The sequence below is a fragment of the Pseudomonas saudimassiliensis genome, from assembly GCF_000939975.1.
Lineage (GTDB): Bacteria > Pseudomonadota > Gammaproteobacteria > Pseudomonadales > Pseudomonadaceae > Halopseudomonas > Halopseudomonas saudimassiliensis.
On sequence record NZ_LK391969.1, the window covers coordinates 403,159 to 418,304 of the forward strand.

At 60.8% G+C, this 15,146-nt stretch carries 13 protein-coding genes; 1 reads left to right on the forward strand and 12 read right to left on the reverse strand.

Annotation, left to right across the window (positions count from 1 at the left end):
* Window positions 1-15: 15 nt before the first annotated feature.
* From VG99_RS02020 to VG99_RS02050, 7 genes are all read right to left on the reverse strand, one after another.
* Window positions 16-1,830 (reverse strand): ABCB family ABC transporter ATP-binding protein/permease, encoded by a 1,815-nt coding sequence (locus tag VG99_RS02020; protein ID WP_044498083.1) that lies wholly within the window; start codon window positions 1,828-1,830, stop codon window positions 16-18.
* A 65-nt stretch (window positions 1,831-1,895) separates the two neighbouring features.
* Window positions 1,896-3,296, reverse strand: a complete 1,401-nt coding sequence (locus tag VG99_RS02025; RefSeq protein WP_044498084.1) for a hypothetical protein — start codon at window positions 3,294-3,296, stop codon at window positions 1,896-1,898.
* A gap of 235 nt (window positions 3,297-3,531) precedes the next feature.
* Complete coding sequence (locus VG99_RS02030; protein ID WP_044498085.1) at window positions 3,532-4,317, reverse strand: dienelactone hydrolase family protein; 786 nt, start codon at window positions 4,315-4,317, stop codon at window positions 3,532-3,534.
* Between the two features lie 327 nt (window positions 4,318-4,644).
* A complete protein-coding gene (gene htpG, locus VG99_RS02035; RefSeq protein ID WP_044498086.1) occupies window positions 4,645-6,549 on the reverse strand; it encodes a molecular chaperone HtpG in 1,905 nt (634 codons plus the stop codon).
* An 87-nt stretch (window positions 6,550-6,636) separates the two neighbouring features.
* Window positions 6,637-7,635, reverse strand: coding sequence for a hypothetical protein (locus tag VG99_RS02040; RefSeq protein WP_044498087.1), 999 nt, complete (start codon window positions 7,633-7,635; stop codon window positions 6,637-6,639).
* A gap of 35 nt (window positions 7,636-7,670) precedes the next feature.
* Window positions 7,671-8,108, reverse strand: coding sequence for a PaaI family thioesterase (locus VG99_RS02045; protein ID WP_044498088.1), 438 nt, complete (start codon window positions 8,106-8,108; stop codon window positions 7,671-7,673).
* Complete coding sequence (locus tag VG99_RS02050; RefSeq protein WP_044498089.1) at window positions 8,105-8,569, reverse strand: PaaI family thioesterase; 465 nt, start codon at window positions 8,567-8,569, stop codon at window positions 8,105-8,107. Before VG99_RS02050 ends, VG99_RS02045 begins: the two co-directional genes overlap by 4 nt.
* A 157-nt stretch (window positions 8,570-8,726) precedes the next feature.
* Between VG99_RS02050 and VG99_RS02055 the strand changes: the two genes are divergently transcribed.
* Window positions 8,727-9,047 carry a hypothetical protein gene (locus VG99_RS02055; protein ID WP_044498091.1) on the forward strand — a complete coding sequence of 107 codons (321 nt, stop codon included), beginning with the start codon at window positions 8,727-8,729 and terminating at the stop codon, window positions 9,045-9,047.
* Between the two features lie 62 nt (window positions 9,048-9,109).
* Here VG99_RS02055 and VG99_RS02060 read toward each other — a convergent pair whose 3' ends face one another.
* The 5 genes from VG99_RS02060 to lpdA form a co-directional block, all read right to left on the reverse strand.
* Window positions 9,110-9,865, reverse strand: a complete 756-nt coding sequence (locus VG99_RS02060; RefSeq protein ID WP_044498093.1) for a DUF599 domain-containing protein — start codon at window positions 9,863-9,865, stop codon at window positions 9,110-9,112.
* Window positions 9,866-9,885: 20 nt separating this feature from the next.
* A complete protein-coding gene (brnQ, locus tag VG99_RS02065) occupies window positions 9,886-11,196 on the reverse strand; it encodes a branched-chain amino acid transport system II carrier protein (protein WP_044498094.1) in 1,311 nt (436 codons plus the stop codon).
* A gap of 163 nt (window positions 11,197-11,359) precedes the next feature.
* A complete protein-coding gene (gene sucD, locus VG99_RS02070) occupies window positions 11,360-12,241 on the reverse strand; it encodes a succinate--CoA ligase subunit alpha (protein WP_044498095.1) in 882 nt (293 codons plus the stop codon).
* On the reverse strand, window positions 12,241-13,407 hold the full coding sequence (gene sucC, locus VG99_RS02075; RefSeq protein ID WP_044498096.1) for an ADP-forming succinate--CoA ligase subunit beta: 1,167 nt from the start codon (window positions 13,405-13,407) through the stop codon (window positions 12,241-12,243). Before sucC ends, sucD begins: the two co-directional genes overlap by 1 nt.
* A gap of 203 nt (window positions 13,408-13,610) precedes the next feature.
* Window positions 13,611-15,047: a dihydrolipoyl dehydrogenase gene (gene lpdA / locus VG99_RS02080; protein ID WP_044498098.1), complete on the reverse strand. Its 1,437-nt coding sequence runs from the start codon at window positions 15,045-15,047 to the stop codon at window positions 13,611-13,613.
* Window positions 15,048-15,146 lie beyond the last annotated feature (99 nt).

The window sequence follows — 15,146 nt, forward strand, 5'->3', positions numbered from 1 at the left end:
GAGACGAGCGGGCTGTCAGGCCAGCTGCGGACCCTTCCCTTCTTGCCCGCCATCCCCCTCGCGCTGCTGCTCCGCCCACAACCGTGCATAGGCCCCACCAGCCACCAATAGCTCCTGGTGCGTGCCCTGCTCTACCACCTCCCCCTGCTCCAACACCAGAATCTGCTCGGCATGGGTAATGGTCGACAACCGGTGGGCGATGGCCAAGGTGGTACGTCGCCGCGCCACCAGGTTGAGGGCGTCGAGGATGCGCCGTTCGGAATGGGTATCCAGGGAAGAGGTCGCCTCGTCGAGGATCAGCAGTTGCGGGCCCTTGAGCAGCACCCGGGCGATGGCGATGCGCTGCTTTTCGCCCCCGGATAGCTTCAGCCCCCGTTCGCCCACCTGTGTGTTCAGCCCTTCGGGCAAACGCTGGACAAAGTCTTCCAGCTGCGCCATGCGCAGCGCATTCCAGATATCCTCGTCGGTGGCACCCGGTTTGCCGTAGGCAATGTTGTAGCCAATGGTGTCGTTGAATAACACAGTGTCCTGGGGCACCACACCGATAGCCTGGCGCAGGCTGTGTTGACTGACGGTCCGAATGTCCTGGCCGTCAATGGTGATGCGTCCACTTTCGACGTCATAGAAGCGGAACAGTAGCCGCGCCAGGGTAGATTTGCCTGCGCCGCTGGGGCCGACCACCGCCAGGGTCTGCCCCGCCGGGATGGTGAAACTGACATTCCTGAGTATCGGCCGCTCCGGCGTATAGGCATGACTGACCTGCTCGAAGCGCACCGTGCCACCGTCCACCTGCAACGCCGGCGCCGCAGCGGCGTCCGCCACCTTGACCGGGGCCTCCAGCAGTCCGAACAGCCGCTCGATATTGATCAGCGCCTCGCGGATCTCGCGGTAGATGAAGCCGAGGAAGTTCAGCGGAATGAACAGCTGGATCATGTAGGCGTTGATCATTACCAACCCACCCAGGGTCATGCTGCCCGCCGACACCTGGTTCGCCGCCAGCACCATCATCAGGGTCACCGACCCGGCAATGATCAGCGCCTGGCCGGAATTGAGCGCCGCCAGCGACAGCCGCGTCTTCATCCGCGCCGACTCCCAGCCCGCCAGGTGCTCGTCATATTGCCGGGCTTCGAACTGCTCGTTGCCGAAATACTTGACCGTTTCGTAGTTCAGCAGGCTATCCACCGCCCGGGTATTGGAGCGGTTATCCAGTTGGTTGCTTTCGCGTACGAAGCGGTTGCGCCACTCGGTGAACACGATGGTGAACAACCCGTAAACCAGCACGGCACCGAGCACCGTCAAGGCATACACAGGACTGAAGTTGGCTAGCAGGATGATGGCAATCAGGCCAATCTCCAACAGCGTGGGCAGGATATTGAACACCATGAAACGCAGCAGGAAGCTGATGCCGCTGGTCCCCCGCTCAATGTCCCGTGCCAGTCCGCCAGTACGGCGGGACAGGTGAAAGCCAAGGTCCAGCCGGTGCAGATGCTCGAACACCTTGAGCGATATCCGCCGCATGGCCCGTTCGGCTACCCGCGCAAATACGGCATCGCGCAGCTCCGAAAAGAACACGGTAGAAAAGCGCAGCAGGCCGTAGGCCGCCAGCAAGGCCACCGGTACCAGCACCAGCGCATCGGTAACGGTCTCGTAATGCTCAACGATCAGCTTGAGCACCCAGGGCACCGCCACCCCGGCCAGCTTGGCGAGCAACAGACAGGCCATGGCCAGGGTTACCCGGCCACGGAACTCGCTGAGATAGGGAATCAGACTACGGATGATCCGCCAATTGACCGGTCCACCGGCGTAGGAGCTATCACTTCTGGGTCGCAATGCAAAAGCCTCGGGATGCTGTGCCAAGGCGGCAGTCTAGCATCCCGAGGCAGAGCCGCTGGTGGCTAACCTTCCGCTTCCAGGGTCTTGGTGGCCATAGCCTGGGGTTTGGGCTCCTCATGTTCCTGCGGAATCGGCTCAACATTTCGATCCCAGCCGACCAGCAACAAGGTGGTCAGCACCCCAAACAGGAGCCCCACCCAGGGCTCGAAGAAAGCCAGCCCAGCACCGATCATCAGCACCGCGCCCCGCGACGCATTGCTCTGGGGGATGGCCATGGCGATGTAGGCGCAGGCAAAGCCGGTCAACACCAGCGTCAGCGACAACGCAATGCCCAGTAAGGGTTGTAGCCCGGTGACCAGCGGCAGCAGGAAGAAGAGGATCGGGATGCCCATGCCGTAATAGGAAACCAGCCCGCTGTGGAGGCTGTCCATGGTCTGCTTGCCCTGCTTCCAGCGCTGGATGATGATCACGTGCACGCCGGTCCACATCGGCCCCTGGGTGGGGAAGAAGGGCGCGCTGATGCCCATCAGGGCATTACGGATGGCCAACGAGAAGTGCGAACGAGTCGGGTTGATATCAATGTGTTCATCGTTGCGCTCCTTCAGTCCTTCGCGAATCACTTCGTTGCCGGTCACCAGATCACCAAACAGGATGACGTAGGTAATGATGGCCAGCGGCATGGCCTGGAGCATCATGGTCAGGCTGGGAAAGCCGATGGAGAATGGCGACATCTTGGCCCACATATCCCCCACCGGCGGAATCATGAAGCCCCAGCGAATGTCATAGGCCACCTCCCCGACCATGGGCCCGATCACGGCGGCGATGAGAAAGCCCGGCAGCAGACCCAGAGCCGCAATCAGCGCCACCCAGCGGTACTTTTCTTTGAGTTTCTGCATCGGCAACGAGAAAGCAAACACCAGACACACAGCACAGGCCAGGGTGGTGGCGATGGGTTGCTGCAGCAGAAACCGCTCGGCGTCATCGATGAATACCCGCTTGAGCGCCGCCAGCGCGGCCCCGAGAATGATCCCCGCCTTCAGCGTGTCCGGCAGCCAGATGACGAATTTCTTGCCCAGCCCGGTAAGCCCCAGCACGAACAGCAGCAAGGCGAAGTCCAGGGACAACGCGGTCATTGCTTGCAGGCGCAGCGTCGGATCATCACCAGCGCCGATGGCAAAAGCCAGCACCAGGGGCAACGCGGGGGTCAGCCAACCAGGCGCGTAGGGCTCGCCGAATACGATCAACGCCGAGCTGATGAGAATGGAGTGGATCATCGAAGCGGCCACCGCCTCCTCGAATGTCAGACCGAAGAACATGGTCATCAAAGGAATGAGCGACAGCCCCGTCGCCGCGGCAATGAAAATGCCTTGGAAGAGTTCCGGCCAGTACAACCGGGTATGGTAGAAAGGCAAACGGAATGTAAAGGGGCCCCAGCGCCAGCCGGGCAGTTCAGGTTGGGACATGATCCATCTCCATCGATTATTGTTATTCAACACCGCGCGGTTACGCCGTTCCTGGCCTGCGCTGCTGTGGTCATTATTGATGGGGAACGGGTGAACCACTAGCGGCATGCACCCGTCATCAGTCTGCTGAATATCACCCGTTATGGTGGCCTCGCGATGGCCTTCTACCATCCTCGCCCACGCCCCGCAGGGGCGGGGTTACCCACCCACGACGCACACTGCTGTAACCGCAGCTTCAGTCGGCCAGGGTTTCAGCAAAGAAGCTGCGCATCTGGGCAAAGGCGCGTTCGGCAACAACCGGGTGGTACTCCGCCTGCCCCTTGGCCTTGGCCGTCGGATCAGTGAACGAATGCACCGCGCCGCCATAGCTGAGCAACTGCCAGTCGGCCACCTTGGCACTGCGCATTTCCTGTTCGAAGGCCGCCACCTGCTCCGGTGGCACGTAGGGATCATCGGCGCCGTGCAGTACCAGCAGCGGCATCCGGATAGCCTTGGCGTCTTCCGGATTCGGCGTATCCAGGTTGCCATGGAAGGACACCACCCCGCCGATCTCGGTACCCGAGCGGGCCAACTCCAGCACAGCGGTGCCACCAAAACAGAAGCCGATCGCCCCCAACCGCCCGGTGTCGAGGGCGACCTTGTCGCCCTGCGCCTTGAACACCTCCAGCGCAGCATTGACCCGTTTGCGCATCACCGCCCGGTCGGCGCGTACTTCCCCGGCAGCCTTGCCGGCCTGTTCCGTATCGGCTGGCCGAACGTCCCGACCATACAAGTCGGCAACAAAGACCACATAGTCGGTACCCGCAGCGCGGTAGGCCTTCTTCGCCGCATTCTCGGTCACGCCCATCCAGTTCGGCACCATCAATAGCCCCGGCCGTGGCTCGGTGACCGCGTCGTCATACACCAGCATGCCCTGATAGGGCTTGCCATCGATTTCATAATCCACTGTCTGTGTCGTCATCTCCGCCTGGGCCAATCCAGCCGCTGTGGCCAGAATCATGGTGGTAAGCATCTTGGTCATGCCAGCATCCCTTGCGCGTTGGTTGAAAGGCAAGAATAGACCATCAAGAGGAAGCCGAAGGGCGCTAAGGTTTTCTCTCAGCCGCGCCGAAGCCATAAGCCGGTGTTGTGCAGTTGCCCTTGGCGAACCGTGTGCGGCCAGGGACGGCCGCACACGAGCGCCATGGATGGCACGGGTGCGCGTTCGCCAAGGGCAACTGCACAGCACCGGCGGACGCCAAACATGCCGCAAACATAGCACCGACGAGCTCCGAACACGCCCCAGACACAACAACGCCCGGTGCGGAGAACCGGACCGGGCGTTGTAGCGTGATGCGCTGACGAAGACTTACTTGCTCAATTCAACCAGCAACGCATTCAGGCGACGCACATAACTACCCGGGTCCTGCAGCGCTTCGCCAGCAGCCAACGCCGCCTGGTCGAACAGGATACGAGTCAGGTCGGCGAAACGGTCCTCGTCCTGCTCCTGGTCAAGCTTCTCCAACAGCGGGTGCACCGGGTTGATCTCGAGGATCGGCTTGCTCTCAGGCGCCTTCTGGCCGGTAGCCTCGAGGATCTTGCGCATCTGCAGCCCCATGCCGTCCTCATTGATTACCAGCACAGCCGGCGAATCGGTCAGACGGTGCGAGACCTTTACTTCCTCGACGTCATCGGCGAGCACCTTCTTCACGCGCTCGACCAGATCAGCCTTGGCCTTGGCCACTTCTTCCTGGGCCTGCTTGTCCTCTTCCCCTTCCAGCTTGCCCAGATCCAGATCACCACGGGCCACATCGACGAACTGCTTGCCCTTGAACTCGCTCAGGTGGCTCATCAGCCACTCGTCGATGCGGTCGGTCAACAGCAGGACCTCGATACCCTTCTTGCGGAAGATCTCCAGGTGCGGGCTGTTCTTGACCTGGCTGTAGCGCTCGCCGGTGAGGTAGTAGATCTTGTCCTGGCCTTCCTGCATGCGCTCGATGTAGGCGTCCAGGCTGACCACTTCGCTGTCATCGTTCTGCGCGGTGGAAGCAAAGCGCAGCAGGCCGGCGATCTTCTCGCGGTTGGCGAAGTCTTCCGCCGGGCCTTCCTTCATCACGCTGCCGAAGGCCTTCCAGAAGGTGGCGTATTTCTCGGCGTCGTTCTTCGCCAGTTTCTCCAGCATGTCCAGTACGCGTTTGGTCAGTGCCGACTTCATGCTGTCGATGGCCGGGTCCTTCTGCAGGATCTCCCGGGAGACGTTCAGCGAGAGGTCGTTGGAATCGACCACACCCTTGATGAAGCGCAGGTACAGCGGCAGGAACTGCTCGGCGTCGTCCATGATGAACACGCGCTGCACATAGAGTTTCAACCCACGGGGGGCTTCGCGGTGGTACAGGTCAAACGGCGCGCGGCCGGGTACGTACAACAGGCTGGTGTACTCCAGCTTGCCTTCGACCTTGTTGTGGCTCCAGCTCAGCGGGTCCTCGAAGTCGTGGGAGACGTGCTTGTAGAACTCCTGGTATTCCTCGTCCTTGATCTCGGTACGCGGGCGAGTCCACAGGGCGCTGGCACGGTTGACGCTCTCCCACTCGATCTCGGTGGGCTTGTCCTTGTCCTCGCCGAAGTGCTGCTTGGGCAGCTCGATCGGCAGGGAAATGTGGTCGGAGTACTTCTTGATGACGTTGCGCAGACGCCAGCCATCGGCGAACTCCTTCTCGTCCGCCTTGAGGTGCAGCACGATGCGGGTACCGCGATCGGGCTTCTCGATGTTCTCGATGGTGAAGTCGCCCTCTGCGGCGGATTCCCAGCGTACGCCTTCGGCCGCAGTCAAGCCGGCGCGGCGGGTGAAGACTTCGACCTTGTCGGCGACGATAAACGCACTGTAGAAGCCCACACCAAATTGGCCGATCAGCTGCGCGTCCTTCTTCTGGTCGCCGGTCAGCTGCTGCATGAAGCTCGCGGTACCGGACTTGGCGATGGTGCCCAGATGGCTGATCACTTCTTCGCGGGACATGCCGATGCCGTTGTCCTCGATGGTCAGGGTGTTGGCCTGCTCATCAGCGCTGATACGAATGCGCAGGTTGGGATCGCTTTCCAGCAATTCGGGTTTGGCAATGGCTTCGAAACGCAGCTTGTCCGAGGCGTCGGAGGCGTTGGAAATCAGCTCGCGGAGGAAAATCTCCTTGTTCGAGTACATCGAATGGATCATCAGGTGCAGCAGTTGCTTCACCTCGGTCTGAAATCCAAGCGTTTCCTTCTGGGCTTCCACGGTCATGTTTGCAAGATCTCCATGTTTCTCAAGGACTATGGCCCGTGCGTGAGCGGGCGGATGGATCCTTGATGGGGATGCTGCGGCATTATTTCAAGGCGTGCCCCGCGTCTCGATCATCCGGACGTCCAGCGGATGGAAATGCAGTTCGACCTGATCCGCGCCCCGAGCGAGCGCGAGAACCAGCCGCTGTTCGCTGCTGAGCTGGCGAAACGTACCCATATGTACCCGGCCGGACCAGGTGGTCAGGCGCACGGGAATATCCCTGAACAGGTCAGGCTCATCGAGCAGCGCCAGCAAACTCAGCTCCTGCCATTCCGGTCGTGGCGTTTGGCTAGGGTTGGCCGGCGCAGCGGTGACCGCGTCCGCAGCCTGCCGGGCCCGATTTTCACGCTGGGCCTGGCTACGTTCGAGCAACCATGGGGGTGCCGATGACAGCTCCACCCGCCCGGTCAACCAGGTGCTGTAGAGCGTCGGCAGATGCAGATGAATACGACCCTCCACCCGTCCCTGCTCCGGCTCGGCAAAATGCAGGCTGAGACTGTAGTCATCCACCACCTTGCGCAGACCTGGTGCGGTCAATGCGCCGGAATACCACTGGAGTATCAGCTCAGGCCAGGCGCCCTCATCACCTGGCAGGCGTTCGATAACCGGATCCTGCAACAGCGCCTCGGCGCGGGCAAACCGAATGGTGAGTGCACGACGTGGCCGTTCTGCTGGACCCTCCTCGAATACCAGGTCCTCACCCTGCCAGAATACCCGTTCCGGCGTGAAGGCCTGGCCCATGATGGTGCCCTGCAGTTCGCTGGCTGCCGGGGCAGAGGCACCCCACTGTCCGCTAAGCAACAGGTCCAAGCGTTCCGGTTGATGACGGTGCAGCTGCAGCGCGCCCAGGGTGATGCCCAGTAGACCCAGCAGCACCAGCAGGCGCGGCACGTTGGGATAACCGCCACTGCGCCAGAACAGGGTGAGCGGAGCGAGAAACAAGGCCAGCAGCATGCGGCTTACAGATAGTCGGGTGGCGGCAACGACCAGCCAGATCCAGCCCAGGATCAGCAACAGCCCACCGGCTAATATCATCAAGGCTTCCATGTCCTGAATGTCTCCTGTTGAGGCCAGCTGTTGGCTCAATCCAGCTTGAAATGTGCCCGCGCCGTGGCTACCGGCTCATCCGATCGGGCCTGCCAGGCGGTTACCGCCACATTACCCACTCGCCGGCCCTGACGCCATACCTGGCAGGTGGCGTAGGTATCCTTGGATAATCCTGCCCGCAGGTAGTCCACGGAGAAGTCGATGATCTTGGGGAAGCTCTCGCTGTGCATGGAGGTCATCAGGTGGAGCATGGCTGCCTGTTCCATGAAGCCTGCCAGCACTCCGCCGTGCAGTGCTGGCAGTATCGGATTACCGATATTGTCCGGATGCAGCGGCAAGTGGAATACCATCTGCTCGCCGAGTCGCAATACCTGCATGCCGAGCATCCGTGCATAGGGAATCTCTTCGATCAGCGGCATGTAATCGCCAGAGTCATGCGCATCACGGACGAGCTGCTCGATACGCTCGTTCATGCCGCACCTCCCGCCGCCAGCTGCATCTTGTCCAGATCGAGCGAACCCTTGCCCATGCGCATGAAGGTGCCGACCACATGGGCCAGCGGTTCGTCCCGGGATTGTTGGTAGGCGACGCCGCGGGTGAAGATCACCGTGGGGGTCACCCGGTAGCATTCAGCAAACCCATAGATGGGCGCCCCCGGCTCGGCCGGATGCATGTAGTCGATGCGCAGGTCCAGCGTCGGGCAGATTTCGAAATCGTCGAGATAGCACACCGTAGAAATGCCGCAGCAGGTATCCATCAGGGTGGTGATGGCACCGCCGTGGACCACGCCGGTGACCGGGTTGCCGACGATGAGATCGCTATAGGGGAGCTTGATCACCAGCCCATCCTTGTCGGCCTGTTCCACGGTCATGCCAAGCACCTGGCAATGGCGCAATACCGAAAGAAAGGCTCGCGCACGCTGTTCAATGATCATAGGAAGTCCGTGTCGACTGAAAAGAGCACAGATTTTATCAGATCGCTACATGTTGGCGCTAAAACCCCGCGGCAACCCGCTGTGTTTTACCGAGAGCACGGAACTCTTTGCGTTTCGCTTGGACTAATCCCTCGTGCAACATCACTTGGAGAATCAGATGAAAAAACTATGCGCAACTGCGGTTCTGATGGCCAGCCTCGGTTTACTGGCAGCTTGCCAGGACGAGCCCGAAGACAAGATGGAATCGGCCCAGGAGTCGATGTCTGACGCCATGGACAACATGGGTGACGCCGCCGAAGAAACGGGCGATGCCATCGAGCAGAAGGCCGACCGGGCTTTCAATAACGAGCCCACCACTGGCGAAAAAATCCAGGAAAACCTGGATGAAGCTGGTGAGCGCGTCGGTGAAGCCTATGACGACACAGCCGAAGCTGCGGCTGATGCGAAGAACGACGCCAAGGAGCGCATCAACGAGTAACGCTTTTACTCTGCTGCATCCCAAACAACACCGGCCGCTTCTGCGGCCGGTGTTGTTTCTGCTCACTTTTCCGGCTTCAAGACGTCCTCGGCCGGCGGTTCGGGAAAGTGGGTGGGCGTGGCCATCAGCACTTCCAGCACGGTAGAGCGGAATTCCCGCCGATAGAGTACGTACACTACCCCCGCGGTAATACCCATGAACACCCAGGGATTGATGAACCAACTGAGCATGGCCAGGGCAAAGTAATAGGAACGCAGCCCCAGATTGAAGGAATGCGCCGCCTTGGATAGCACCTTGGCCGCCCGGTTGGCAAAAGCCTTGCGCTCGATCTCGCCCACATGCTTCTCCCCTACCAGGGGGGCCGCACCAAACAGTACCGAGGCGAAGTTGTATTGGCGCATGGCCCAGGAAAAGGTGAAGAAGGCATAGACAAAGATGCCGAGCATACTCAGCAACTTCATTTCCGACACCTCCCGGCTGACCGGTGCCACAAAGGGCAGATCGTGGAGCAGATTCTGCGCCTGGTCACTCGCCCCCATGACGGTAATCAGACCCGCCAGGATCAGCAGGGTGCTGGAGGCAAAGAACGAGGTATTGCGTTCCAGATTGCTGATCAGACTGGCGTCTGCGATGCGCTGCTCACGCAGCAGCAAGCGGCTCATCCAGTCCTTGCGGTACAGGTGCAATACGCTAGCCAGGCACGGCGTATCCCGCCCCCGATGCCAGGCGTAACGGTTATAGCCGATCCAGCAGAACATGAACCAGCATACCGCCGCCAGGTTCAACCACAGCGATTCAGCGCCAGGCAATTCGCTCATTGTTTTCCCTTACCCCTGCATCAAGCCTGTTGCGGCCCGGCGTGCCGGACGCGATCCACGATCAAGGCCACTACCAGCATGATGATCGCCGGCACCAACCAGCCCAGCCCCTGGGAAGTAAAGGGCAAGGAGCTCAGCCAGGCAACATCGCGCTCGATGAAACCGGCAGCCTTCAATCCGTCGATGATACCGAAGACCAACGCAACCAGCATGACCGGACGCATGATGTTCTGCGGCCGCTGCCAGCCCGGCAGGAACAGGCCGAGCAGAACCAGCACGATCGCCAGCGGATAAAGCCCTACCAGCACCGGTACGGATATACGGATCAGGCTGTCGAGCCCCTGGTTGGATACGGCCATGCAGAAGAGGGTGAAGACCCAGACCACCTGCGCATAACTGAACGGGAACTCCCGACTGAAGAAAGCGCCACAGGCAGATATCAGGCCTACCGCGGTAGTCAGGCACGCCAGGGTGATGACGATCGCCAACAACAGGCTACCGGCAGTGCCGAAGCGGTGCTGGACAAAGGCCGCAAGGATCTGACCGCCGTTGGCACCGGGCTCGATCAGCGCGCTGCTGGTGGCGCCCAACTGGAACAGGGCGAGATAAACCAGGGCAAGGCCGATCGCGGCGATGATCGCGGCAATGATGGTGTAACGGGTGACGATATGGGTTTCCTGCACCTGGCGGTCGCGGATCGCCCGGGTGATCACGACACCAAATACCAGGGCGCCCAGCGCATCCATGGTCAGATAACCCTGCAGCACACCTTCCACCAGCGGGCTTTCGCGGTAGCCGGGCATGGCTTCACCCACCGCCCCCACCGGAAACAGAACGGCGGACACGCCGAGGATGACCAGGGCCAGCAAGAGCACCGGCGTGATCAACTTACCGATGTTGTCGACCAGCCGACCCGGCTTGAGCGCCAACGCCAGCACCACGGCAAAATACAGCAGCGAGTACACCAGCAAAGTCTGCCAGCTGTCCCCCACCAGACCCACAACGCCCACCTCGTAGGAGACGACCGCAGTACGCGGCGTGGCGAACAGCGGCCCGATGGACAGGTACACCAGCACGGCCAGCACCAATCCTGGCAGCCGCCCCAGGGGCGCGGTCAACTCTTGGATACCGCCGCCGACGCGTGCCAGTGCCACCAGCGTCAGCAGCGGCAATCCCACCGCGGTCAGCAGGAAGCCCACCGCCGTCGGCCACATATTGTCACCCGCCGACAGGCCAGCACTGGGTGGGAAGATGATGTTGCCAGCCCCAAGAAACAGGGCAAATGTCATGAAGCCAAGGGCTATCAAGTTAGCCGGAGATAGTGTTTTCATCGAAATTCTTCTTTGCAGTCTGCCCGGTACAGGCAAAAATCACCGGCATTATAAACAGCCAGGCGCGCAAAGGCCCATGCCGATCCGCCATGCGGGCCGAAAGCCGGGCGGCTGAAACGAAAAGACCCCGCCGAAGCGGGGTCCTTTCATGGCGCGGGGCGTGTTACTTCATTGCCCAGCCGGTCAGCTCGGACAGAGCAGAACCGATTTCGGCCAGCGAACGCACGGTTTTCACACCGGCATCTTCCAGCGCAGCGAACTTCTCGTCGGCAGTGCCCTTGCCGCCGGAGATGATCGCACCAGCGTGACCCATACGCTTGCCTGCCGGAGCAGTCACACCAGCGATGTAGGACACAACCGGCTTGGTCACATTGGCCTTGATGTAGGCCGCGGCCTCTTCTTCAGCGCTGCCGCCGATCTCGCCGATCATGACGATGGCTTCGGTCTGCGGATCGTTCTGGAACATCTCCAGAATGTCGATGAAGTTAGAGCCCGGGATCGGGTCACCACCGATACCCACGCAAGTGGACTGACCGAAACCAGCGTCAGTGGTCTGCTTGACCGCTTCGTAGGTCAGGGTGCCAGAGCGGGAAACGATGCCCACTTTGCCCGGCAGGTGGATGTGACCGGGCATGATGCCGATCTTGCACTCGCCGGGAGTGATCACGCCCGGGCAGTTCGGCCCGATCAGGCGTACACCCAGCTCGTCACACTTGACCTTGGCGTCGAGCATGTCGAGGGTAGCGATGCCTTCGGTGATGCAGACGATCAGCTTGATGCCAGCGTTGGCCGCTTCCAGGATGGAGTCCTTGCAGAACGGCGCCGGAACGTAGATCACGGAAGCTTCCGCACCAGTGGCTTCAACCGCTTCAGCCACAGTGTTGAAGACCGGCAGACCCAGGTGCTCGGTACCGCCCTTGCCCGGAGTGACGCCACCAACCATCTTGGTGCCGTAGGCAAGCGCCTGCTCCGTGTGGAAGGAACCCTGCGAACCAGTGATGCCCTGGCAGATTACCTTGGTGTTCTTGTCGATCAGGATGCTCATTACTTGCCCTCCGCCGCTTTGACGACCTGTACTGCAGCGTCGGTCAGACTGGTTGCTGCGATGATGTTCAGACCACTTTCCGCCAGTACCTTGGCGCCCAGGTCAGCATTGTTGCCTTCCAGACGAACCACGACAGGCACCTTCACGCCTACGTCCTTCACTGCACCGATGATGCCTTCGGCAATCATGTCGCAACGAACGATACCGCCGAAGATGTTGACCAGTACCGCGGCCACATTGCTGTCGGACAGGATGATCTTGAACGCTTCGGTAACGCGCTCCTTGGTAGCGCCGCCGCCAACGTCGAGGAAGTTGGCCGGCTTGCCGCCGTGCAGGTTGACGATGTCCATGGTACCCATGGCCAGACCGGCACCGTTGACCATGCAGCCGATGTTGCCGTCCAGTGCTACGTAGTTCAGTTCGAACTTGGCAGCATGGGCTTCACGGGCGTCGTCCTGGGACGGGTCATGCATGGCGCGCAGCTTGGGCTGACGGTACAGCGCGTTGGCGTCGATGTTGATCTTGGCGTCCAGGCAGTGCAGGTTGCCATCGGTCTTGATGACCAGCGGGTTGATTTCCAGCAGGGCCAGATCGTAGTCGGCGAACAGTTTGCCCAGGCCGACGAAGATGTTGGTGAACTGCTTGATCTGGTCGCCCTTCAGGCCCAGTTTGAAGGCCAGGTCACGACCTTGGTAAGGCTGCGGGCCTACCAGGGGATCGATGGTGGCTTTCAGGATCTTCTCAGGGGTCTCTTCGGCAACCTTCTCGATTTCAACGCCGCCTTCGGTGGACGCCATGAATACGATACGGCGAGTGGAGCGATCCACTACGGCACCCAGGTAGAGTTCCTGAGCGATATCAGTGCAGGATTCAACCAGGATCTTGGCGACCGGCTGGCCGTCGGCATCAGTCTGATAGGTTACCAGACGCTTGCCCAGCCACTGCTCGGCGAATGCCTTGGCATCTTCCTTGTTCTTGACCAGTTTTACACCGCCAGCCTTGCCGCGGCCACCCGCGTGAACCTGGGCTTTTACTACCCACTCGGAACCGCCGATAGTATCGCAAGCCTCGGCAGCTGCTTCGGGAGTGTCTACAGCGATGCCCTTGGAGACGGGAAGGCCGTACTCAGCGAACAGCTGCTTCCCCTGATATTCGTGAAGGTTCATTCTTTTGTACCGTAGTTCGTATGAATTCAATAACGACGACCAGACCGCGCCCTCGTCACCAGTCAGGCTGCCGAATCAACGATCCGACACACCCGGTCCACCCTCCCAGGGGTGATGGTCAGTCCCTTGACCTTGCCTTGTGAATGGCAACCAGGCTACCAGCGCATCCACTGGGATGCGCCGGTAGCAACTGGGAAGATTCTTCAGCGTTTCTTGCGGTTGGCAACGTGAATGGCTTGGCCACTCACTGCCAGGGCAGCTTCCTTCATCGCTTCCGACATGGTCGGGTGCGCGAAGACCATCATGCCCAGGTCTTCGGCGCTAGTGCCGAATTCCATGGCAATGGCGCCCTGCTGAACCAGCTCGGCCGCGCTCGGGCCGATCACGTGAACACCCAGGACGCGGTCGGACTTGGCGCAGGCGATAACCTTGACGAAGCCGGCGGTATCGTTGGCAGCCATGGCGCGACCGCTGGCAGCGAAGGGGAATACGCCGACATTGACTTCAACGCCTTCGGCCTTCAGCTGCTGCTCGTTCTGGCCAACCCAGGCGGCTTCCGGATGAGTGTAGATAACCGACGGGATCAGATCGTAGTTCATCTGCGCCTTGTGGCCGGCGATGCGCTCCGCAACCACTACGCCCTCTTCCGACGCCTTGTGGGCCAGCATCAGGCCGCGGACCACGTCACCGATGGCGTACACGCCCGGTACCGAGGTAGCGCAATGATCATCGACATACACATAGCCGCGCTCATCCAGGTCAACCCCGGAATCGGCAGCCAGCAGATCGGTAGTAACCGGGCGACGGCCAACGGCCACGATCAGCTTGTCGAAGGTCATTTCCTGATCGCCCTTGGCGTCAGTGAACTTGACGGTGACTTCCTCACCCTTCACTTCAGAAGCGGTGACGCGCGCACCCAGCAGCACCTTGAGGCCCTGCTTGGTGTAGATCTTCAGGGCTTCCTTGGACAGCTGCTCGTCCGCCGCGGGCAGGAACTTGTCCAGCGCCTCGATAACGGTCACATCTGCACCCAGGCGCGACCAGACGGAGCCCAGCTCCAGACCGATAACGCCAGCGCCGATCACGCCCAGACGGGCCGGGACGCTCTGGAAGTCCAGGGCACCGGTAGAGTCGACGATGATTTTCTGGTCCACCGGCGCCGGGGGGATTTCCACTGGACGCGAGCCAGAAGCCAGGATCACGTTCTCGGCGGCCAGCACTTCGCTGCTGCCGTCTTCCTTGGTGATCTCGACCTGCTTGCCAGCCAGCAGCTTGCCGTGGCCCTGGTAGACAGTAACGCCGTTGGCCTTGAGCAGACCGGCTACGCCGCCGGTGAGGTTCCGGACGATCTGGTCCTTGCGGGCGACCATGGCGCCGACGTCCATCTTCACCTCACCGGTGCTGATGCCGTGGACCTGGAATGCATCCTTTGCTTCATGGTATTTCCAGGAGCTGTCCAGTAGCGCCTTGGAAGGAATGCATCCCACGTTCAGGCAGGTACCACCCAGGGCCAGCTTGTCGTCCTTGCCCTTGTACTTTTCGATACAGGCGGTCTTGAGGCCCAGCTGGGCAGCGCGGATAGCGGCTACATAGCCCCCAGGACCTGCACCAATGACCACTACATCAAATTTATCGCTCATAAACCCGTTCCTCTTTTTGCAGCTATGTACTCGAGGCTGCCCGTGGGGTCACCACAGGCAGCCTGCCGCTTGATGCGTTGAAGCCTGAAATCCGCTCGC

Excerpts from the sequence above, each read along its gene's own strand:
- VG99_RS02030 (WP_044498085.1), bottom strand. The coding sequence starts at position 4,317 with ATGACCAAGATGCTTACCACCATGATTCTGGCCACAGCGGCTGGATTG.
- brnQ (WP_044498094.1), bottom strand. The coding sequence starts at position 11,196 with ATGAAAACACTATCTCCGGCTAACTTGATAGCCCTTGGCTTCATGACA.
- VG99_RS02045 (WP_044498088.1), bottom strand. The coding sequence starts at position 8,108 with ATGAACGAGCGTATCGAGCAGCTCGTCCGTGATGCGCATGACTCTGGC.
- VG99_RS02025 (WP_044498084.1), bottom strand. The coding sequence starts at position 3,296 with ATGTCCCAACCTGAACTGCCCGGCTGGCGCTGGGGCCCCTTTACATTC.
- VG99_RS02060 (WP_044498093.1), bottom strand. The coding sequence starts at position 9,865 with ATGAGCGAATTGCCTGGCGCTGAATCGCTGTGGTTGAACCTGGCGGCG.
- sucC (WP_044498096.1), bottom strand. The coding sequence starts at position 13,407 with ATGAACCTTCACGAATATCAGGGGAAGCAGCTGTTCGCTGAGTACGGC.
- lpdA (WP_044498098.1), bottom strand. The coding sequence starts at position 15,047 with ATGAGCGATAAATTTGATGTAGTGGTCATTGGTGCAGGTCCTGGGGGC.
- VG99_RS02050 (WP_044498089.1), bottom strand. The coding sequence starts at position 8,569 with ATGATCATTGAACAGCGTGCGCGAGCCTTTCTTTCGGTATTGCGCCAT.
- VG99_RS02040 (WP_044498087.1), bottom strand. The coding sequence starts at position 7,635 with ATGGAAGCCTTGATGATATTAGCCGGTGGGCTGTTGCTGATCCTGGGC.
- VG99_RS02055 (WP_044498091.1), top strand. The coding sequence starts at position 8,727 with ATGAAAAAACTATGCGCAACTGCGGTTCTGATGGCCAGCCTCGGTTTA.
- htpG (WP_044498086.1), bottom strand. The coding sequence starts at position 6,549 with ATGACCGTGGAAGCCCAGAAGGAAACGCTTGGATTTCAGACCGAGGTG.
- sucD (WP_044498095.1), bottom strand. The coding sequence starts at position 12,241 with ATGAGCATCCTGATCGACAAGAACACCAAGGTAATCTGCCAGGGCATC.